The sequence below is a fragment of the Neorhizobium galegae genome, assembly GCF_017877135.1.
In the GTDB taxonomy this organism is placed as follows: Bacteria; Pseudomonadota; Alphaproteobacteria; order Rhizobiales; family Rhizobiaceae; genus Neorhizobium; species Neorhizobium galegae_A.
Genome location: NZ_JAGIPH010000003.1, coordinates 88,342 through 107,653 on the forward strand (window position 1 = coordinate 88,342; position 19,312 = coordinate 107,653).

Consider the following 19,312-nt stretch of genomic DNA (forward strand, 5'->3'; position numbering starts at 1 on the left):
CATGGCCTGGCAGCCTTCTGAAGACCGATATTCCAAGATGAAATACAACCGCTGCGGCCGCACGGGGCTGAAGCTTCCGGCGATCTCGCTCGGCCTCTGGCACAATTTCGGGGAAGACACCGAGCACCAGCGCAAGCGTGACATCTGCCGTACGGCTTTCGATCTCGGCATCACCCATTTCGATCTCGCCAATAATTACGGCCCGCCACCCGGCAGCGCCGAAACCGCCTTCGGCGAAATCCTGAGGACCGATTTTGCCGGTTACCGCGACGAGATGATCATCTCCTCCAAGGCCGGCTACAACATGTGGCCGGGTCCTTATGGCGAATGGGGCAGCCGCAAGTATCTGATCGCCTCCTGCGACCAGAGCCTGAAGCGCATGGGCCTCGACTATGTCGACATCTTCTATTCGCACCGCTTCGATCCGGATACGCCGCTTGAAGAAACCTGCGGCGCGCTCGATCATATCGTGCGCTCCGGCCGGGCGCTCTATGTCGGCATCTCGTCCTATAATTCCAAGCGCACCCGGGAAGCGGCCGCGATCCTGAAGGATCTCGGCACGCCCTGCATCATCCACCAGCCGAGCTATTCGATCATCAATCGCTGGGTGGAGGAGGATGGCCTCCTCGATACGCTCGATGATGTCGGCATGGGCTCGATCGTCTTCTCGCCGCTCGCCCAGGGCATGCTGACGTCGAAATATCTCGGCGGCATTCCCGAGGACAGCCGTGCGGCACAGGGCAAGTCGCTGCGTCCGGCCTTCCTCAACGAGCGCAATGTCAACAATCTGCGCGGCCTCAATGCCATTGCCGAAAAGCGCGGCCAGACACTGGCGCAGATGGCTATCGCCTGGGTTCTGCGCGGTGGCCGCGTCACCTCGGCGCTGATCGGCGCGAGCCGTGCGGAGCAGGTGGTGGATTGCGTCGTCGCGCTCGATCGCCCGGATTTCACCGCCGAAGAACTGGCGGAAATCGAAGTCTTTGCCAAGGATGCCGATATCAATCTCTGGGCAAAATCGGCGGAACGGGAAGGCCCGACACGCTGACAAAGGCCTGACCGACGTATCATGAACCCGGCCTCGTGCCGGGTTTTTTGTCCCATAAATCGGGTGAATATCTCAATGGAAACCTTAAATTCTTCAGCCAAGCCATTTTAATCATTGCGGAATTGTAATGTTGAGGTTCATCTGTCGTTCATCCCCGCAGGGCTAGGTTCAGGGTGTCTAATACAGAAAACGAGGAGACACCCCCATGAAAGTCCTGATTTCCCTTCTGACTGCCGCCACCATTCTGGCCGCCCCGATTGCCCAGGCGCAGGATTATCGCGGCCATGGCCATGACCGCCATCGCCCCAGCGAGCGCACGGTTGTGATCGAGAAGAAGAAGGTCGTGGTGCAGAAGCATCGCTGGTCGAAGGGCCACAAGCTGACGCGGGCGGAACGCGCACGCCTCGCCAACATCCGCGATTATCGCCAGTACCGTCTGTCGGCGCCGCCCCGCGGTTACCAGTGGGTGCGGGTGGATAACCAGTTCCTGCTGATCGGTGCGGCAAGCGGCATCATCGCGAGCGTCGTGGCGGGTCGCTGAACCCCAACCAATCGATAAAGCGGCTCATGATCTGGAAACCCGGCCTCGCGCCGGGTTTTCGTGTTTTCGCCTTTGCTTCGCCTGGCGCCCCGTCAGTTCTTGCGGCGCAGGGTGATGACCGTCAGTTCCGAGGGAATGCCGAGCCTCAACGCAAAGCCCGGCCAGAGCGCCGTGCCATTGTTGACGTAAAGCTGCATGCCATCGACCTCGTAAAGGCCCGAGACGAAGCCATTGTTGGCGCGGGCGACCACCCGGTCGAGGCCAATCATCATGCCGCCATGCGTGTGGCCGGAAAGCTGCAGGGCGACGCCCGCCTTGGCAGCGGTGGCGGCCAGCATCGGCTGGTGGTCGAGCAGAACGACCGGCGCCTGCGGCGGCGCGCCGCGAAGGGCAGCGGCAAGATCGTGCGGGGGCGCTGCACTGCGCGCGGCCGACAGGTCGGTGACGCCGGCAAGAGTCAGGGCTGCCTCGCCGCGCCGGATGACGGTATGGTTGTTGGAGAGCATGGAGAGGCCGAGGCCTGTAAGATGCTGCATCCAGCGCTCATACTCGAAGAAATACTCGTGATTGCCCGGAATGGCATAGACGCCGTCACGGGCCGCAAGGCCTGCCAGCGGTGCGACGTCCTGCCTTCGGCTCTCGACACTTCCGTCGATGAAATCGCCGGTGACGACGATCAGGTCCGCGCCAAGGGCGTTCGAGCGGGCGACGACGTCTCTCGCCCATCGTTCCGGGAAAAGGCGGCTGATATGCAGGTCGGTCAGCTGCAGAAGGCGGTATCCGTCAAATTCCGAGGGCAGGCCGGCAATCGCGATGTCGATGGTCTTCACCGGCGGCACCCGTACGGCCTGCGACACGCCGAAGGCTGAAAGCGCCAGTGCTGCAAGCCCCATCACATAGCGCGCAACAGGCGGCACGGCGGGGAAATGGCCCTTCAGGGCGAGAAGTACCAGCGAGATTGCATCGAGTGCCAGCTGGAAGACGGCGAGGAGAACGAGCGCGCCGAAGATGATGTTGAAGGCGATGATCAGCGGACGCGGAAATTCCGGCGAAAACACCGATCCGGAGGAAAGCCGGCTGATGAAGTGGTATTGCGAAGCAACGAGCAGAACCGCAGCGACGACAAGCTTGACCGACAAAAGCCAGGGCAGGGGCTGGATGAACCGCAGAACGACCACCAGCCAGGGCAGACCGAAAATAAGATGAAACATGAATGACGCCTATGACAACTGCTGCCTGCTACGCAAAGCCGGCGCGTCTGGATTGCTAGGGCCATCCAGGCGCGCCGTGCGGTGAGGCGCATGTGGTCACTGCATCGCGCTGTGTCAAACGGCAGGTGACGTTTTATCAGGCCTCTGCGTCAGCTCGCCCGGCTCCAGCTGGCAAACGGGTCCGGCAGATCGCGCCAGCGGTCCGGCTTGAATTCGCTGTCCGGCAGAAGGCATATGTCGAGATGGTTGCGGATCCAGCATTCGTCCATTTGATCGGCACCGATGAAGACGATCTCCTGGCGCCGGTCACCCCAGATAGGATCGAGATAGCGGGCAAGGCCGCTCCTGAAGCCGGCATCGTCCGGCCACTGGTTGCGCGGCACGGCATCCCACCAGAGTCCGAGTTTCTGCGTGCGGATGAGCGCACCTGCCTGGGAAATTTCCCCGACGTGATAGGGGCGGGTGGCGAGCCAGAAAAAACCCTTGGCGCGGATGACACCCGGCCAGGACCGGTTGATGAACTCATGCAGTTTGGCCGGATCGAACGGCCGGCGCGCCCGGTAGACGAAGGAGCGAATGCCGTATTCCTCCGTCTCCGGAACGTGATCGTTAAAGCCGTGCAATTCCTTGAACCAGAGCGGATGGGTTTCTGCCCGGGCGAAATCGAAGAGGCCGGTGCCCAGCACGGAGCCGGATGACACCGCGCCGAAATCCGCCTCGACAATGCGCGCATCGGGGTTGAGACCGGCAATGATCGCGCGGGCCGCCGAGAGCGCCTCGGGCGATGCCGCTGACACCTTGTTCAGCACGACCACATCGGCGAACTCGATCTGCTCGACCAGAAGATCGACGAGCGTGCGGGTGTCGCCTTCGCCTGCAATTTCACCCCGGTCTGAGAGGAAATCGGCAGAGCCATAATCCTTCAGCAGGTTGGCGGCATCCACCACCGTCACCATCGTATCGAGCCGCGCCACATCCGACAGGCTCTTGCCGCTCTCGTCGCGAAACTCGAAGGTGGCCGCCACCGGCAGCGGCTCTGCAATACCGGTCGATTCGATCAGCAGGTAGTCGAAGCGTCTTTGTTCGGCGAGCTGACGAACCTCCTTCAACAGGTCGTCGCGCAGCGTGCAACAGATGCAGCCATTGGTCATTTCCACCAGCTGTTCCTGCGTGCGCGAGAGGCCGGCGCCACCGTCGCGCACCAGCGCCGCATCGATATTGACCTCGCTCATGTCGTTGACGATGACGGCCACGCGAAGCCCATCGCGGTTGGTGAGGATATGATTGAGCAGCGTTGTTTTGCCCGCCCCCAGAAAGCCGGAGAGCACGGTCACCGGCAGTCGTTTGTCCGTCGGACGATGATCCATCTGAATGCTCCAATTGTTATAACGTAACATATTATGTTCTGAAAAAAGGCGGAAAGCCCGCCTTTGTTCAGTCGCGGCCGTTTGCGGCTCAGCTGTCGCGAGACAGGCACTCGTTGAGCGCGTTGCCAAGGTTGTGCATCAGCTGGAAATAGAGCTCCGGCCCTTCCTTCAGCGAAGCCCCTTCGGGGTCGAGAACGCCAGCGCGCGCCTTGGTGCCCTCGGTCACGACCTTGATCAGCTTGGGCGTGAACTGGGGTTCGGCAAACACGCAGGCCGCCCCAAGCTCGACGAGCTTCTTGTGAATGTCGGAAAGGCGTTCGGCGCCGGGTGCCGTTTCGGGGCTCACCGTGATTGAGCCCGCCACGCGAATGTCGTAGCGGTGCTCGAAATACTGGTATGCATCGTGGAACACCACGAAGGGCTTGTCTTTCACCGGCTCGACGGTCGCCTTCAGGTCGGCATCCAGAGCATCGATCTTCTTCAGGAGTGCCAGCGTGTTCTTGTTGTAGACGGCAATGTTTTCAGGGTCGACGGCAATGAGCTTTGCCTCGATCTCCTTTGCCATCGCCTTGGCATTCATCGGGTCGAGCCACATATGCGTGTCGAAGCCTTCGTGGGAATGCGCGTGGCCATGCTCGGCATGGGCTTCGTGCGCCTCATGCTGATGGGCGTCTTCGCCAGCGTGATCGTCATGCGCTTCGGCATGCTCTGCACCATGATCGCCCGCTTCATGCGCCTCGTGCTCATCGCCGTCGTCATGGGCTTCAAAGGCGCCGCCTTCGCGGAACGGCAGCTTTTGGAGACCCGGCGCATCTCCAAGCGCCACGACGGTTGCCGATTTGCTCAGAGCGTCCAGTGGCTTGTCGAGGAAAGCTTCCATGTTGGGTCCGATCCAGAACACGAGGTCGGCATCCTGGATGGCGCGGGCGTTGGAGGGCTTCATCGTATAGGTGTGCGGCGAGGCTGCCCCTTCCACGATCAGTTTCGGCTCGCCCACGCCCTCCATCACGGCGGCGACGAGCGAATGGATCGGCTTGATCGACACCACCACCTGAGGTGCGGCCATGGCATCGGCCGCGGCAAACAGAGTGGCGGACGCCAACAGGGCTGCGGTTACGGACTTCATGCGGGCGCTCCTTGAATGTATTTTGTAATGTTATTACATTGGTTGTGTTACGCTATAACGTGTGTAATAGCAGAGGGCAACACCACGGCAGGAAATTTGATGTTGATGCAACCGCAAGCCCGTGAGGGGACGCTCGTTTCGATTGCCAATGGCGGCATTCTCCGGCAGGGACGATGGCTGGTGCGCGGCGTCGATCTCACCATTGCACGCGGCGAGATCGTCACCCTGATCGGGCCGAACGGCGCGGGAAAATCGACGACGGCGAAGCTTGCGATCGGCGTGCTGAAGCCCGATGAGGGCACGGTTGTGCGCTCCGCCGGCCTTTCGGTCGGGTATGTGCCGCAGAAACTGTCGATCGACCGGACGATGCCGCTTTCCGTCGAACGCCTGATGCAGCTCACGGGCCGGCTGAAGGCCGGTAAGCTCATGGCGTCGCTGGAGGCCGTCGGCATACCCCACCTGTTGAAGGCGGAGGTGCAGCATCTCTCCGGCGGCGAATTCCAGCGGGCGCTTCTGGCGCGCGCCATGGCCCGCGATCCGGACCTGCTGGTGCTCGATGAGCCGGTGCAGGGCGTCGATTTCGCCGGCGAGACGGCGCTTTACGAACTGATCGGGTCGATCCGCCAGACAACCGGCTGCGGCATTTTGATGATCTCGCATGATCTGCATATGGTCATGGCCGGCACCGATACGGTCGTGTGCCTCAATGGCCATGTCTGCTGCCGGGGAACGCCGGCGGTTGTCAGCCAGAGCGATGATTACCGCCGGCTGTTTGGCAATATCGGCCGCGGCCTTGCCGTCTATAACCACAATCACGATCATACCCATCTGCCGGATGGTCGTGTCCAGCACGGCGATGGTAGCATTACGGATCACTGCCATCCGGGTGACGGTCATCATCACGCGGAAGGCCACGACCACGACCATGGTCACGACCACGCGCATGAAGATCATGCGCATGACCACGATCACCACCACGCTCATCCGCATCGGGCAGGGGAGGCGCATCGCCATGCTTGACGATTTTTTCGTGCGCGCGCTTCTGGCCGGCATCGGCCTTGCGCTGACCACCGGTCCGCTCGGTTGCCTGGTCGTGTGGCGGCGCATGGCCTATTTTGGCGATACCATGGCCCATTCGGCGCTGCTCGGCGTGGCGCTGTCGCTGTTCTTCGAGGTGAACCTGCTGCTCAGCGTCTTTGCCGTGGCGGTTGGTGTGTCCCTGCTGCTGCTGCTTCTCCAGCGCCGGCAGGCGCTGTCGGCGGATTCGCTTCTCGGCATCCTGTCGCATTCGACGCTCGCCATCGGTCTTGTGCTCGTGGCCTTCATGACCTCGGTGCGCATCGATCTCATTGCCTTCCTGTTCGGCGATATCCTGGCGGTCACGCCTGCCGATATCCTCTTGATCTGGCTGGGTGGCGCCTTCGTTCTCATCTGCCTCGTCTTTTTGTGGCAGCCGCTGATCGCCTCCACCGTCAGCCATGATCTGGCCGAGGCCGAGGGCCAGAATCCGGATCGGGCCCGCCTGCTGTTCATGCTGCTGATGGCGCTCGTCATTGCTATTGCCATGAAGATCGTCGGCATCATGCTGATTACCGCGCTCCTCATCATACCGGCCGCCACCGCGCGCCGCTATTCCGCAAGCCCCGAGGCCATGGCCGTGCTGTCATCCGTCTTGGGCGCGATTGCGGTGATCGGCGGCCTCTTCGGCTCCCTCTATGGCGACACGCCCTCCGGTCCCTCGATCGTGGTGGCGGCCCTTGTCCTTTTCATCCTCAGCCTTTTGCCCGTTGCCGGCAAAGGCCTGGCCTCATCCACGCCCATGACGGGAGATCGCCGATGAACACCGCGCCGAACCTGACCAAAAACCAGTCCCTGGTTTTCGAGGCCCTCAACCGCGCCGATGCACCGATGAGCGCCTATACGATCCTCGACAAGCTGCGCGACAACGGGTTTCGCGCGCCGCTCCAGGTGTACCGGGCGCTCGACAAGCTTCTGGAACTGGGACTGGTGCACCGGCTGGAAAGCCTGAACTCGTTCGTGGCCTGCTCCCACAAGGAGCAGTCCTGCTGCCGCCACCATGGCACGGTGGCGTTTGCCATCTGCGAAAGCTGCGGCCAGGTGAGCGAATTTCACGATCACGCCATCGATGATCGCTTGGAGGGCTGGGCGCGGCAGAAGGGGTTCAAGGCGGAAAAGACCACGATCGAGCTGCGCGGCCTCTGCAGCGCCTGCGCCGCCTGATTCCCTCAGGCGGCCTCAGCCTGTCCGCAGGTCTGGTTGCGGCCGTTCTCTTTGGCCCGGTAGAGCGCATCGTCCGCCGCCTGGATGAAATCCTCAACGGATGCGCCGGCCACCGGCACGCTGACACTCATCCCGATGCTGACGGTGACCGGTTCCAGGAGCTGGTTTGCGGATAAGGCCGTGGCATAGCTGGAGACAGCCTGATGGATCCGCTCGGCAACCAGCCGGGCGCCCACAGCCTCGCAATCGATCAGCAGAACGGCAAACTCCTCGCCACCCATGCGGGCTGCAAGATCAAGTCCTGTCCGCGTGGTGCTTGCCACCGCACGCGCCACCCATGCCAGGCAGGCATCGCCGGCCGGATGCCCATAGGTGTCGTTATAGCGCTTGAAATGGTCAATATCGATGATCAGCAGCGCCAGCGGCTTCTGCGTTTCGCGCGCCGTCTGCCAGGCGTTTTGCAGCGCCTCGTCCAGCCGGCGGCGGTTGGCAATGCCGGTCAGCGTGTCGGTATAGGAATAGGTGTTCAGGGCCTGATTTTCCCGGCGCACGGCCTCATGGCGCACCCGTTCGCGCAACAGCACCAGATAGAGCCGTCTCAGCGCCGTATCCAGCCGCAGCGAGGCCAGAAGCGTGATGGCGCTCGCAACCGCGATGAACACCAGCGCCATGGCCGGTTCGCCGCTGTTCGGTCTGGAGACGATCATGACAAACGCGACGTTGAGGAAAAAGACGCCGAGGTTGCACACAAAGGCGAACATCAGCGGCAGCTGCATCACGATGTTGATCACGACGATCAGCAGTCCCATGCTGAACGCCTGCCGCATCGGCACGCCGCCGCGGATCGCCAGCAGCAGATTGATGACGAGCGCAATGAGGAGGAGGCCTGCGGCCACCATGCCGTCGCGCCTGCGGTGGTTGCGGACATAGCGCGTGCACCAGAACAGAAGCCCGCAGGGGACCGTGCCGACAACGACGCGCAGAAAGAGCGAAATCCAGATGTCTTCCGGCTTGAGGACATAGTCGAGGATGGCGCCGCTGTTGAAGATCAGCAGGCAGAGACCGCCGACGATAGTGGTCTGGCGCCATTTGTTTCGTTCGATATGGGCCTGGTAGACCGTCTCCAGGGGTTCCTCGAAGCGCAGCTTCCACCACGGCTGAACGAGGCTCTTTTCGATCAGCGGGTCAAGGTCGATGTCGTTCGGCAGTTCGGTATCGGCCTCGTCGACGGAGGAGAAAAACATGCTCATAGAGGACGAAGATCCGCGACGAACCGTTTCCAGTTGGCGGCATAATTCTGCGCCGACAGTTTGAGCTTTGCCACCGCCTCGTCGTCCAGCGTGCGGATGGCCTTGGCCGGTGCCCCGACGATCAGGCTGTTGTCCGCAAACTCCTTGCCTTCGGTCACCAGCGCATTGGCGCCGACAAGGCAATTTTTGCCGATCCGGGCGCCGTTCAGAATGGTGGCTCCCATGCCGATCAGACTGTTGTCGCCGATCGTGCAGCCATGGATGATGGCGCCGTGGCCGATCGTGCAGCCTTGGCCGATGGTGGCGGGAAAGCCCCAGTCGGTGTGAATGACGGTGTTTTCCTGCACATTGGTGCCCGTGCCGAGCGTGATCCACTCGTTGTCGCCGCGCAGCACGGCGCCGAACCAGATGCCGACATCCTCACCGATCGCGACCTTGCCCATCACATGGGCGCCCGGCGCTACCCAGAAGCGGGCACCGTCGGGAACCGTCGGCTGCTGGTCACCTAGAGCATAAAGCGGCATCTGCTTTCCCCTGCCAAAGCTGCCTGTCAGATCACATCGATTGCGAGGTCGGCCACGCCTTCGACGCCACAGGTGATACGGTCGCCGGCCACGATCGGCCCGACGCCTGCCGGTGTTCCCGTCATGATGATATCGCCGGGGGCAAGCGTAAAGAGTTTCGAAAGCTCGCAGATGATTTCCGGCAGCTTCCAGATCATCTGCGCCAGATCGCCCGACTGCTTGCGCGCGCCGTTGACGTCGAGCCAGATCGCGCCCGTCTGCGGGTGGCCGATGGCCTCGGCTGCCACAAGCGGGGATACCGGGGCAGAGGCCTCGAAGGCTTTGGCCGCTTCCCACGGCCGGCTGGCCTTCTTGGCGAGATCCTGCAGGTCGCGGCGGGTGAAATCGATGCCGACGCCGTAGCCCCAGACGCAATCGAAGGCGGCATCAAGCGCGATATCGCGACCGCCCGCCTTCAGCCCCATCACCAGTTCCACCTCGAAATGCACGTTGGATGACAAGGGCGGATAGGGGAAGCGGCCGTCGGTCACCAGATTCTGCGGGTTTTTCTGGAAGAAGAAGGGCGGCTCGCGCGACGGGTCGTGGCCCATTTCAATGGCATGATCGGCATAGTTTCGCCCGACGCAGTAAACGCGGCGTACCGGAAAGGCAGCCTGCGATCCCTTGATCGGCAGGAGCACCGGGGCGGGCAGCGGAAAGACGAGGGGCGTGTCTGGCATGCACATGTTCCTTGATCAGAATCCTGAATCATCCGTAAAACAGAGTGAGCGCTTTGTCTTGGGATTTTCGTGGCCCTCTGTTCACATCCGGCGGAGTGTCGCCCGCGTCTGGAACGGGAGAGGTGCAACGCAATCAGCGGCTCGGGCGGATCTGTCGGCTGCGCCCCTTGCTCGCCGGGCGAGTACCCGTCCTGACGCACACGGATGTTCACCGTTTGGTGCAGTTTGCATTTATCAGGTTGCCAAATGGCTCCGGGTGTTTCACCACCATCAGGACGAAGATGGACGCGGAAGGAATGTGCTCATGCGCCTCATAAACAGTTTACTGGGCCTTTTCCTGATCTTGGCCGTGCCGGTGCATGCGCTCGATTCGGCGCCGCCGCATCTGGTGCCGCTGGAAGGGCAGGGCAAGGCTGCCAATCTGAGTGCGCAATTGCTCTCACGCTATGCCTATAAGCCGGTGCCGCTTGATGACGCCCTCTCCGGCAAGATCCTCGATCGCTATCTGCAGTCGCTGGATCCGGATCGCAGCTTCTTTCTGCAGTCCGACATCGATTCCTTCGCCGCCGACCGCACGCGCATTGACGATGCCATCAAGAGCGAAAAGCTCGATATCCCGTTCGCCATCTTCGACGTGTATCTCGAGCGCATGGCTGAGCGCGTCAGCTTTGCGCGGGGGCAGTTGAAGAAGGGTTTTGATTTCAGCCTGCAGGAAGAACTGACGCTCTCGCGCGACAAGGCGCCCTGGCCGAAGACGGCTGAGCAGGCCGACGACCTCTGGCGCAAGCGCGCTAAGAATGACTGGCTGCGCCTGAAGCTTGCCGGCCAGAAGGATGACGCGATCCGCGAGACGCTCGACAAGCGCTACAAGAACCTGCTTGACCGCGTGAACACTTATAATAGCGCAGACGTCTTCCAGTCGTTCATGGCGGCCTACACCACCTCGGTCGATCCCCACACGGATTATTTCGGCGCCTCCGCTTCCGCCGATTTCGACATCTCGATGAAGCTCTCCCTCGTCGGCATCGGGGCTGTGCTGCAGGACCGCGACGGCTATACCACCGTGCGCGAACTGGTTCCGGGCGGGCCGGCGCAGGTGTCGGGAAAACTCGCCGTCGGCGACCGGATCGTCGGCGTCGGGCAGGGTGCCGAAGGCCCCATCACGGAAGTCGTCGGCACGCGCCTCGATCAGGTCGTGCAGCTCATCCGCGGCACCAAGGGCACCATCGTGCGTCTCGACCTCCTGCCGGTCGATGCCGGCGAGAGCGGCAGCCACCGGATCATCAGCCTTGTGCGCGAAAAGGTGAGTCTCGAAAAGCAGGCGGCCCAGAAGACGGTCGTCCCGGTGCAGGAGGGTGGTGTCACCCGCAAGATCGGCGTGATCACGCTGCCGGTGTTCTACGAGGATTTCGACGCGCGCCGGAAGGGTGACAAGAATTATCGCAGCGCCAGCCGCGACGTCGAAAAGCTGCTTGGCGAGCTGAAGGAGGAGAATGTCGACGGCGTTCTCATGGATCTGCGCAACAATGGCGGCGGCTCGCTGACGGAGGCGATCGACCTGACGGGCCTGTTTGTCGGGCGCGGGCCGGTCGTGCAGCAACGCGATGCGACGGGCAAGGTCGAGGTGGAAAACGATGACCGCCGTCATCCGGCCTGGGCGGGGCCGCTCGCCGTGCTGATCAACCGCGGGTCTGCCTCGGCGTCTGAAATTTTTGCCGCCGCCATTCAGGATTACGGACGTGGCGTCATTGTCGGCGAGCAGAGTTTCGGCAAGGGCACGGTGCAGACGGTGATCGACCTCGATCAGATTGCCCGCAATACGACGCCGATCTTCGGTCAGCTGAAACTGACCATTGCGCAGTTCTTCCGCGTCGATGGCGGCACCACGCAGCTGCGCGGCGTAACGCCCGATATCAGCCTGCCGAGCCTGTCCGATCCGAAGACGCTCGGCGAATCGAGCTTTGACAATGCCTTGCCCTGGGCGCAGATCAAGCCTGCCACCTATAAGGCCAAGACCGATATCAAGGCCGTTCTGCCGCAGTTGCAGGAGCGCCACGATGCGCGTGTGAAAGGAAATGCCGATTTCCAGCGCTTCGTCGAAACTGCCGCCGAAATGAGGGCACAACGGGAAAAGCCCTCCGTCTCGCTCAACGAAGCCGAGCGCAAGCGGGAGGTCGATGCCGTGGCCGCGCGGCTGAAGGCAGCCCGCCAGGCGGGCGAAGATATCGGCGATACGTCGGATGACGGGCTGCAGTCGAACGAGCGCAGCCTCAGGGCCGATGTGGCGATCGAAAATGCCCGCAAGAACGAAAAGGATGTGCTGCGCACCGAAGCGGCCGCGATCCTCTCCGATCAGGTTGATCTGCTTGGCGAAAAGGGCCGGGCGGGCGCTCCGACCGGCAAGACGGACTGACGTCTTGCATCCGATGCCGGCCTTGACCGGCATCGGATGGGTTTTCCATAGGGATGGGTTCTACAGGGTCTTTCCGCTTTCGCCGTCGAACACGTAGACGAGGTTGCGGTCGATGCCGGCGCGAAACGGCGTGCCATGGCGGGCCGGATGGTCGCCATCGACCACCGCGGTCATCTGCTGGCCGGCAAACTCGAACAGCACATGCGTCTGGGCACCGGTCGGTTCGACCAGCAGCGTCTGGCCCCCGATGCTCTCGTCACCTGTTGCCGTCAGATGCTCCGGTCTGAGCCCGATCCGGACGCTCTGGCCGCGACGCACGCGCCGCTCCGGCGCGATGCGAATGGACGAGCCACCGTTCAGCCGCACCACCGGCTGGTCCTGGTCCGCGTCGATCGTGCCCTCCAGCAGGTTCATCGCGGGCGAGCCGATGAAGCCCGCGACAAAGAGATTCGCGGGCGTCCGGTAAAGCTCCATCGGCGTGCCGACCTGTTCGATGCGGCCGGCATTGAGAACGACGATGCGGTCGGCAAGCGTCATCGCCTCGATCTGGTCGTGCGTGACGTAGATGGAGGTCGTGCCGACCTTCTGGTGAAGCGCCTTGATTTCGGTGCGCATCTGCACGCGCAGCTTGGCATCGAGGTTGGAGAGCGGTTCGTCAAAGAGGAACACGGCCGGATCGCGCACGACGGCACGCCCCATGGCGACACGCTGCCGCTGGCCGCCGGACAGCTGGCTCGGCTTTCGCTGAAGCAGATCCTCGAGCGCAAGCATCCTGGCCGCTTCCTGCACGCGCCGGGCAATCTCAGGCTTCGTCACGCCGGCAAGCTTCAGGTTGAAGCCCATATTGTCGGCGACCGACATATGCGGGTAAAGCGCGTAGGACTGGAACACCATGGCGATATTGCGCTCGCGCGGCGTCATGGCGTTGACGACCGTGCCGCCGATCAAGACTTCGCCGCCAGTGATGTCCTCAAGCCCGGCGATCATGCGCAGAAGCGTCGACTTTCCGCAGCCGGAGGGGCCGACCAGCGCGATGAACTCACCATCCTCGACGGCAAGCGACACGTCGTGGACGACCTGCAGCGCGCCGTAACTCTTGGCGATGTGACGGAGACCGACCGATGCCATGATGCGTATCCTTTTGTCTCAAGACTTGACTGCGCCGGCCGTCAGGCCTGCGATGATGTGTTTCTGCGCGAGGAAGAAGACGATGATCGTCGGCAGGATGGTGAGCGTGATGAAGGCCAGCACAAGCTGCCAGTCGGTGCCGAATTCACCGCGATAGACCATGATGCCGAGCGGCCAGGGGTATTTGCTCTCGGTGTTCAGCATGATCAGCGGCAGGATGTAGCTGTTCCAGCTGCTGACAAAGGTGACGATGCCGACGGTCGCAACGATCGGCCGCGACAGCGGCAGCGAGATGTACCAGAAGAAGCGGATATAGCCGCAGCCGTCGACAAAGGCCGCCTGGAACAGGTCTTCCGGCAGGTTGCGGAAATAGTTGCGGAAGAGAAGGATGCTCATGCCGAGCCCGAAGGCCACCTGCGGCAGGATCACGCCCCAATAGCTGTCGAGCAGGCCCAGATCGCGGATGCGGATGAACAGCGGCAGGATGGCGGTGGCTGCCGGAAACATCAGGCCGATGAGAAAATAGTTGAGCAGCTGGTTTGCCCCGAAAAACCGGATATGGGCAAAGCAGAAGGCCGCCATCGACGAGACGACGAGCGTCAGGAACACGGTGGTGCAGGCGATGATCAGCGAGTTGACCATCTGGCGCCAGTAGCGCTCGCCGAAGAGGATATCGACATAGTTCGACCAGACCCAGTCGCTGGGCAGGCCGAACGGATTGACCCTGAGGTCGCCGAGCGTCTTGAAACCGCCAAGAGCCGTCGTCACCAGCGGCACCAGCACGATGGCCGCCACCAGCGACAGCGACAGGTAAAGATAAATCCGGGTGCCGATCGGCATGCGGCGGGTGGAGGTCGTGTCAGTCATGGCGCATGAAGATCCTTTTGTAGCCGAAGGCGATCGTCACGCAGATGACGAAGAGGACGACACCGACGGCGCTGCCGAGACCGACCTGCATGCGGGTGACGCCGTAGGTGTAGAGGAAGGTGACCATGGTCTGCGTCGAATTGGACGGGCCGCCGCCGGTGAGCGGCATGATGAGGTCAAACAGCTGCAGCGAGCCGATGATGGCAAAGAAGACGGAGAGCCGGACCGTCGAGCCGAGCAGCGGCAGCGTGATGAAGCGGAACTTCTGCCAGCCCGTCGCCCCGTCGATCTCGGCCGCTTCCATGATGCTCTTGTCGAGCGCCTGCAGGCCGGCGATGAACAGCATCATGTGGAAGCCGAAATATTTCCAGATGACCACCGCAAGGACCGCGTAGATGGCCAGATCCTTGTCGGCGAGCACATAAGGGGTGGCGACGCCGAAAAAGCCGGCAATGGCGGCAAACAGGCCGTAATCGCCGTCATAGACGAAGCGCCAGATGAGGCCGGCTGCAACGTCGGCCAGCACATAGGGCAGGAAGAACACCAGCCGGAAGGCAACGACGCCGGCGATCTTTCGGCTGAGCATCACCGCAAGCCAGATGGCGAGCGGTACCTGCAGAAGAAGCGACACAAGGATGATCAGGCCGTTATTGACCAGCGCCTGCGAAAAGGCCGCATTGTTGAACAGCACCTGGAAATTGCGCGTGCCGACGAATTCCGTCGGTGTGCCGTAGCCGTTCCAGCGATAGAGGCTGTACCAGGCTGCTTCCCCCATCGGCAGAATGACGAAAAGCGTAAACAGAAGCAGCGCCGGTGGCAGGAAAATGATGAGCGCCGGCAGCCTGCCGCGGGCGGTCGGGCTCTTGTAGCGCACATGTGCGGCGGCATCCGGAACGGACGCCTCGCCAAGGCTCGCGGTCATATTGGTCATCCCATTCTTCCTCGTCGATCGATGGGGAGGCGGGGCGGCCGGCAAAAGCGCCTGAACGCTCTTGCCGGCCGTGCACTCACTCCAGCTCGATGGCGTCCTGGATTGCCTGGGCACCATCCTTCGCGGTCATCTGTCCAGACAGGATTTCCACGGAGACATCGTTGACCACGCGCCCGACGGAAGGGCCGAGATCCTGGTCGAAGAAGTTCTGGTGCCAGGTGGACGCCGCCAGTTGATCGGCGGATTCGCGCACGAGCCGATCCTTCAGCGCATCCTCAGCGTTGACGGCCGCCGGGATGATCATGCCCTTGGCAGCAAGCTCCCGCTCGGTTTCCGGGCTGGTGAGGAAGCGCAGGAAGTCGATCGCGGCGGGGGAGGCACGCTTGGTGACACCCCAGCCGTTGAGGCCGCCCAGCGTATCGGTTGCCTTGCCGGCGCCGCCCGCGACGGTCGGGAAGGCGAAACGGCCGATATTGTCGGAGGCGAGCCCCTTGCCGTCGCCGGCATTCTTTCTCTGGTTGGGCTCGGTGTTTTCAAAGCCGAGCAGCATGGCGGCGCGGCCATCGCCGAAGGCGCCCAGCGTTTGCGGCCAGGTGGCGCCGAGATAGCCGTTCTGGAACGGCTCCAGTTTGCCAAGCGCGGCAAGCTGCTCGCCGGCCTTGATCACGGCCGGGTCCAGAAAGCCTTCGCCTTCCTTGTTCTTCGCCGCCTCGAACACCTTCTGCCCGCCATTGCGCATGACGAGATAGCTCCAGTAGAAATGCAGCGGCCACTTGTCGCCGCCACCGCCGGCAATCGGCGTGATGCCGGCGGCCTTCAGCGTCTTGACGGCGCCGAGGAAATCGTCCCAGGTCTTGATGCTGTCCGCCTTCACGCCTGCCTTGGCAAAAAGCTCCCGGTTGTAGAAGAAGCTGACGGTGCCCATCCGATAGGGAACCGCGTGGATCTTGCCGTCGAAGGTGAAGCCGTTCACCGCGGCCGGCTTGTAGGTTTTCGCCCAGGCGCCGCCATTGGCATTCATCGCCTCGGTCAGGTCCTTCAGCGCGCCCGTCTGGGCCTGCTGGCGCAGCACGCCACCACCCCAGCTGTAGAAGAAGTCCGGGGCGGCGTCCGATTGCAGCAGCGTCGGCAACTTGGCCTTGAACGCTTCGTTTTCGAGGAACTGCAGCTGGATGTCGACATCCGGATGCTGCGCCTCGTATTTCTGGGCAATCTCCTCCCAGGCCTGCACATAGGCAGGGACGGTCTCCACGTGCATCCATTTGACGACGGTCTGCGCCGACATCGCCGGTGTGCAGACAATTGCGGAAAGGGCTGTGGCCGCGGCAAGCGTGCTCAGCCAGGCGCCAACAGGCGCCCGATGATGATCGGTCATTGATGTCTCCTCCCAAGGGAAATAACCATCCTCAATTTTTCCCTTATGCGGATTAATTCAAACGACATCTGACGCGTTGTCAATCGAATTCGCCGATAATTTGAGCGGCGTGGCTTGACAACGTGCACTGCCTCGCCGCTATTTAGTTCGTATCCCTGCAAAAATATCCCTCTGCAGGTTCGGTTCCTTTCGTGAGCATCCGCTGATCCATGAAGACTGCAGACCCAGAATTGATGCGCGCGATCAACCGGTTCACGGTGCTCGACAAGATCCGCAGGCGAGGGCCGATCTCGCGGGTCGAGATCAGCGAACGCTCGCAGCTGTCCACCACCACGGTGTCTGCGATCACGGCCTCGCTGCTCGATGACGGGCTGATCCTCACGAGACACGAGGGCGATATCCGCAATACGGCGGCTCGCGGCCGCCCCCGCGTGATGCTGGAACTCAATCCGGATGCGGCCCGCGTCGTCGGCGCCAAGATCGCCACCAACCGCATCGTCTTTGCGCTGACGAATTTTTGCGGCGAGGTGCTGTCGAAGCTCACCATCCCGGTGCGGGTGGACCGTCTTCCGATCGCCGTGATCAGCGATCTCGTCGAGGATGGCGTGCGTCGCTGCGTCGTCGATGCCGGCCTGTCGCTCGGCGATATCGACACCGTGTGCCTGGGGCTTCCGGGCGTCGTTGAGCACCGCACCGGCAAGGTCCGCTCCAGCCCGGTCTTTCGCGAGACCGACGTCAATTTTGCCGAGGAGATGACCAGCCGGCTCAACCGTCCGACCATCGTGGAAAGCGATGCGCATGCGATCGCCCTTGCCCATCACTGGTTCGGCCAGGCGCGCGACCTCGATGATTTCGTCATCGTGTCGCTGGAGCAGACGCTGGGACTTGCGCTTCTGCACAATGGCCAGCTGTTTCGCGGCGCGGGCGGTCTCAGCCATAACCTCGGCGACCTCGTCCTTGGTGCAACGCTTGACGAAACGGTGAGGCTCTCGGCCATTGCCGGGGAAACAGCGATCCTTGGCGAGCAGCAGGCGAGCGGGCATTTTGCCGAAGCCGTGCGGCTCGGGCGCGGCATGGCCCATGCGCAGGCGCTGATTGCCTCCAGGGATCATCCGCTGGCGGCGGCGGCGCTGCGGGCCGGAGAGGCCGTCGGGCTTGCCATTGCCAATATCGTCACGCTCTTCGGACCGCCGCGCGTCATCATCGTCGGCCAGACGCTGTCGCTCGGGGCGATGTTCACCGACAGCCTGCGCCAGTCTTACGCGCAGGCCATTCCACGCTCGATCCGGGAGGTCGCCGAACTGGTGTTCGATGAATCGCCCGACGAGGCCTGGGCGCAAGGGGCAGCGGTCGTTGCCCTGCGCGAACTTTACGAATCGCCCTGGGGAACCACGGGCCCGGCCTTGAGCCTTTGACGGCGCGGTCGATCCAGCATCTGCATTGGGAGGAGAACCATGGAAAAGCTCGGCATTGGCATCATCGGATGCGGCAATATCTCTTCGGCCTATCTCACGGCCATGGCGTCGTTTCCGGTCCTCGATATCCGGGGCATTGCCGATCTCAACCGGGGACTGGCCGAGCAGCGCGCCGCCGAGTTCAACCTTGTCGCGCGTGGCATCGATGAACTGTTGGCCGATCCTGCCATCCAGCTGATTGTCAACCTGACGGTGCCGAAGGCGCATGTCGAGGTGGGGCTTCAGGCCCTTGCGCATGGCAAGCACACCTACAGCGAAAAGCCGCTCGGTGTTACTTTCGCAGAAGGGCAGAAACTGGCTGAGACGGCCTCCGCCCGCGGTCTTCGCATCGGTGCGGCGCCCGATACGTTTCTCGGCGGCGCCCACCAGACGGCGAGGGCGATCATCGATACGGGCGTGCTCGGCACGCCGGTCGGCGGCACGGCCACCTTCATGTGCCCCGGTCACGAGCGCTGGCATCCGAACCCGGACTTTTATTACGAAGCCGGCGGCGGGCCGATGCTCGACATGGGGCCCTATTACATCACCGATCTCGTCAACCTTCTGGGGCCGGTCGCGCGGGTGGCGGGCTTTGCGATTGCGCCGCGCAGCGAGCGCATCATCACCAGCGAGCCGCGCAACGGACAGAAAATTCCGGTCCATATTCCCACGCATGTCTGCGGTGTCATGGCCTTTGAAAGCGGCGCCATCGTTCAGATCGGCATGAGCTTTGATGTGGCAGGCCACAAGCATGTGCCGATCGAGGTCTACGGTACGGAAGGCACGCTGATCGTTCCGGACCCCAACCGGTTCGGCGGCGAGATCGAGCTGTTGAAGAAGGGTGGCGCCTTCGAGCCGCAGGCCACCACCGAACCCTATGCCGATGGCAATTTCCGCTCTCTTGGCGTTGCCGACATGGCGCATGCCATCCTGTCCGGCCGCCCGCACCGTGCCAATGGCGATCTGGCGCTGCATGTGCTGGAGGTCATGGAAGCCTTCGGGCGCGCCTCGGACACGGGCGAGACCGTCACTATCACCACACGACCGGAGCGGCCGGCGCCGCTCAAGCAATCACTGCTGAACGGCGAGCTTGCTCGCTGACACTGATTTGGAGGAGACC

18 protein-coding genes are annotated in these 19,312 nt (G+C 62.5%); 8 read left to right on the forward strand and 10 right to left on the reverse strand.

Translation table 11 applies throughout. From position 1 onward, the window contains the following. Position 1 precedes the first annotated feature (1 nt). Positions 2 to 1,045, forward strand: a complete 1,044-nt coding sequence (gene mgrA, locus J2858_RS10715; RefSeq protein ID WP_210104807.1) for an L-glyceraldehyde 3-phosphate reductase — start codon at positions 2 to 4, stop codon at positions 1,043 to 1,045. Positions 1,046 to 1,250: 205 nt separating this feature from the next. Continuing rightward, complete coding sequence (locus J2858_RS10720; RefSeq protein WP_210104808.1) at positions 1,251 to 1,586, forward strand: RcnB family protein; 336 nt, start codon at positions 1,251 to 1,253, stop codon at positions 1,584 to 1,586. A 92-nt stretch (positions 1,587 to 1,678) separates the two neighbouring features. Here the strand turns inward: J2858_RS10720 and J2858_RS10725 are convergent, their stop codons facing one another. The 3 genes from J2858_RS10725 to znuA all read right to left on the reverse strand — a co-directional run bounded on the left by J2858_RS10725 (position 1,679) and on the right by znuA (position 5,290). Continuing rightward, complete coding sequence (locus J2858_RS10725; RefSeq protein ID WP_210104809.1) at positions 1,679 to 2,797, reverse strand: metallophosphoesterase; 1,119 nt, start codon at positions 2,795 to 2,797, stop codon at positions 1,679 to 1,681. Positions 2,798 to 2,946: 149 nt separating this feature from the next. Then, positions 2,947 to 4,164, reverse strand: a complete 1,218-nt coding sequence (locus tag J2858_RS10730; RefSeq protein ID WP_210104810.1) for a GTP-binding protein — start codon at positions 4,162 to 4,164, stop codon at positions 2,947 to 2,949. An 88-nt stretch (positions 4,165 to 4,252) separates the two neighbouring features. Next, positions 4,253 to 5,290, reverse strand: a complete 1,038-nt coding sequence (gene znuA / locus J2858_RS10735; protein ID WP_210104811.1) for a zinc ABC transporter substrate-binding protein ZnuA — start codon at positions 5,288 to 5,290, stop codon at positions 4,253 to 4,255. 99 nt (positions 5,291 to 5,389) lie between these two features. Here znuA and J2858_RS10740 point away from each other — a divergent pair, with 99 nt between their 5' ends. The 3 genes from J2858_RS10740 to J2858_RS10750 are packed head-to-tail and all read left to right on the forward strand — an operon-like array spanning position 5,390 to position 7,531. Further along, positions 5,390 to 6,310 (forward strand): ATP-binding cassette domain-containing protein, encoded by a 921-nt coding sequence (locus J2858_RS10740; RefSeq protein ID WP_245365725.1) that lies wholly within the window; start codon positions 5,390 to 5,392, stop codon positions 6,308 to 6,310. Further along, the gene (locus J2858_RS10745) at positions 6,303 to 7,130 is read left to right on the forward strand and encodes an iron chelate uptake ABC transporter family permease subunit (protein ID WP_210105217.1); all 828 of its coding nucleotides are present in this window, start codon (positions 6,303 to 6,305) and stop codon (positions 7,128 to 7,130) included. The genes J2858_RS10740 and J2858_RS10745 overlap by 8 nt, the downstream gene beginning before the upstream one ends. After that, on the forward strand, positions 7,127 to 7,531 hold the full coding sequence (locus J2858_RS10750) for a Fur family transcriptional regulator (RefSeq protein WP_210104813.1): 405 nt from the start codon (positions 7,127 to 7,129) through the stop codon (positions 7,529 to 7,531). Before J2858_RS10745 ends, J2858_RS10750 begins: the two co-directional genes overlap by 4 nt. A gap of 5 nt (positions 7,532 to 7,536) precedes the next feature. Here the strand turns inward: J2858_RS10750 and J2858_RS10755 are convergent, their stop codons facing one another. The 3 genes from J2858_RS10755 to J2858_RS10765 are packed head-to-tail and all read right to left on the reverse strand — an operon-like array spanning position 7,537 to position 10,030. Further along, positions 7,537 to 8,781: a GGDEF domain-containing protein gene (locus J2858_RS10755; RefSeq protein WP_210104814.1), complete on the reverse strand. Its 1,245-nt coding sequence runs from the start codon at positions 8,779 to 8,781 to the stop codon at positions 7,537 to 7,539. Then, positions 8,778 to 9,305 (reverse strand): gamma carbonic anhydrase family protein, encoded by a 528-nt coding sequence (locus tag J2858_RS10760; protein WP_210104815.1) that lies wholly within the window; start codon positions 9,303 to 9,305, stop codon positions 8,778 to 8,780. Before J2858_RS10760 ends, J2858_RS10755 begins: the two co-directional genes overlap by 4 nt. Positions 9,306 to 9,331: 26 nt before the next feature. After that, on the reverse strand, positions 9,332 to 10,030 hold the full coding sequence (locus J2858_RS10765; RefSeq protein ID WP_210104816.1) for a fumarylacetoacetate hydrolase family protein: 699 nt from the start codon (positions 10,028 to 10,030) through the stop codon (positions 9,332 to 9,334). Positions 10,031 to 10,328: 298 nt separating this feature from the next. Between J2858_RS10765 and J2858_RS10770 the strand changes: the two genes are divergently transcribed. Then, entirely contained in the window at positions 10,329 to 12,437 is a 2,109-nt protein-coding gene (locus J2858_RS10770; RefSeq protein ID WP_210104817.1) for a carboxy terminal-processing peptidase, read from the forward strand. 60 nt (positions 12,438 to 12,497) lie between these two features. Here the strand turns inward: J2858_RS10770 and J2858_RS10775 are convergent, their stop codons facing one another. The 4 genes from J2858_RS10775 to J2858_RS10790 form a co-directional block, all read right to left on the reverse strand. Continuing rightward, a complete protein-coding gene (locus J2858_RS10775) occupies positions 12,498 to 13,565 on the reverse strand; it encodes an ABC transporter ATP-binding protein (RefSeq protein WP_210104818.1) in 1,068 nt (355 codons plus the stop codon). An 18-nt stretch (positions 13,566 to 13,583) separates the two neighbouring features. Then, positions 13,584 to 14,432 (reverse strand): carbohydrate ABC transporter permease, encoded by an 849-nt coding sequence (locus J2858_RS10780; RefSeq protein ID WP_210104819.1) that lies wholly within the window; start codon positions 14,430 to 14,432, stop codon positions 13,584 to 13,586. Beyond that, positions 14,425 to 15,354, reverse strand: coding sequence for a carbohydrate ABC transporter permease (locus J2858_RS10785; protein ID WP_377297996.1), 930 nt, complete (start codon positions 15,352 to 15,354; stop codon positions 14,425 to 14,427). Before J2858_RS10785 ends, J2858_RS10780 begins: the two co-directional genes overlap by 8 nt. Before the next feature lie 85 nt (positions 15,355 to 15,439). Further along, positions 15,440 to 16,738 (reverse strand): extracellular solute-binding protein, encoded by a 1,299-nt coding sequence (locus J2858_RS10790; RefSeq protein ID WP_210104821.1) that lies wholly within the window; start codon positions 16,736 to 16,738, stop codon positions 15,440 to 15,442. 209 nt (positions 16,739 to 16,947) lie between these two features. On the opposite strand from J2858_RS10790, the gene J2858_RS10795 reads away from it, so the two are divergent. Beyond that, positions 16,948 to 18,153: an ROK family transcriptional regulator gene (locus tag J2858_RS10795; protein WP_210104822.1), complete on the forward strand. Its 1,206-nt coding sequence runs from the start codon at positions 16,948 to 16,950 to the stop codon at positions 18,151 to 18,153. Positions 18,154 to 18,192: 39 nt separating this feature from the next. Further along, on the forward strand, positions 18,193 to 19,293 hold the full coding sequence (locus tag J2858_RS10800) for a Gfo/Idh/MocA family protein (RefSeq protein ID WP_210104823.1): 1,101 nt from the start codon (positions 18,193 to 18,195) through the stop codon (positions 19,291 to 19,293). Positions 19,294 to 19,312: the final 19 nt, after the last annotated feature.

Bases quoted from the DNA above. Each gene is read 5' to 3' on its own strand.
- J2858_RS10755 (WP_210104814.1), bottom strand. From the start codon at position 8,781: ATGAGCATGTTTTTCTCCTCCGTCGACGAGGCCGATACCGAACTGCCG.
- J2858_RS10730 (WP_210104810.1), bottom strand. From the start codon at position 4,164: ATGGATCATCGTCCGACGGACAAACGACTGCCGGTGACCGTGCTCTCC.
- J2858_RS10765 (WP_210104816.1), bottom strand. From the start codon at position 10,030: ATGTGCATGCCAGACACGCCCCTCGTCTTTCCGCTGCCCGCCCCGGTG.
- J2858_RS10795 (WP_210104822.1), top strand. From the start codon at position 16,948: ATGAAGACTGCAGACCCAGAATTGATGCGCGCGATCAACCGGTTCACG.
- J2858_RS10725 (WP_210104809.1), bottom strand. From the start codon at position 2,797: ATGTTTCATCTTATTTTCGGTCTGCCCTGGCTGGTGGTCGTTCTGCGG.
- znuA (WP_210104811.1), bottom strand. From the start codon at position 5,290: ATGAAGTCCGTAACCGCAGCCCTGTTGGCGTCCGCCACTCTGTTTGCC.
- J2858_RS10760 (WP_210104815.1), bottom strand. From the start codon at position 9,305: ATGCCGCTTTATGCTCTAGGTGACCAGCAGCCGACGGTTCCCGACGGT.
- J2858_RS10745 (WP_210105217.1), top strand. From the start codon at position 6,303: ATGCTTGACGATTTTTTCGTGCGCGCGCTTCTGGCCGGCATCGGCCTT.
- J2858_RS10800 (WP_210104823.1), top strand. From the start codon at position 18,193: ATGGAAAAGCTCGGCATTGGCATCATCGGATGCGGCAATATCTCTTCG.
- J2858_RS10770 (WP_210104817.1), top strand. From the start codon at position 10,329: ATGCGCCTCATAAACAGTTTACTGGGCCTTTTCCTGATCTTGGCCGTG.
- J2858_RS10750 (WP_210104813.1), top strand. From the start codon at position 7,127: ATGAACACCGCGCCGAACCTGACCAAAAACCAGTCCCTGGTTTTCGAG.
- mgrA (WP_210104807.1), top strand. From the start codon at position 2: ATGGCCTGGCAGCCTTCTGAAGACCGATATTCCAAGATGAAATACAAC.
- J2858_RS10790 (WP_210104821.1), bottom strand. From the start codon at position 16,738: ATGACCGATCATCATCGGGCGCCTGTTGGCGCCTGGCTGAGCACGCTT.
- J2858_RS10720 (WP_210104808.1), top strand. From the start codon at position 1,251: ATGAAAGTCCTGATTTCCCTTCTGACTGCCGCCACCATTCTGGCCGCC.
- J2858_RS10785 (WP_377297996.1), bottom strand. From the start codon at position 15,354: ATGACCGCGAGCCTTGGCGAGGCGTCCGTTCCGGATGCCGCCGCACAT.
- J2858_RS10775 (WP_210104818.1), bottom strand. From the start codon at position 13,565: ATGGCATCGGTCGGTCTCCGTCACATCGCCAAGAGTTACGGCGCGCTG.
- J2858_RS10740 (WP_245365725.1), top strand. From the start codon at position 5,390: ATGTTGATGCAACCGCAAGCCCGTGAGGGGACGCTCGTTTCGATTGCC.
- J2858_RS10780 (WP_210104819.1), bottom strand. From the start codon at position 14,432: ATGACTGACACGACCTCCACCCGCCGCATGCCGATCGGCACCCGGATT.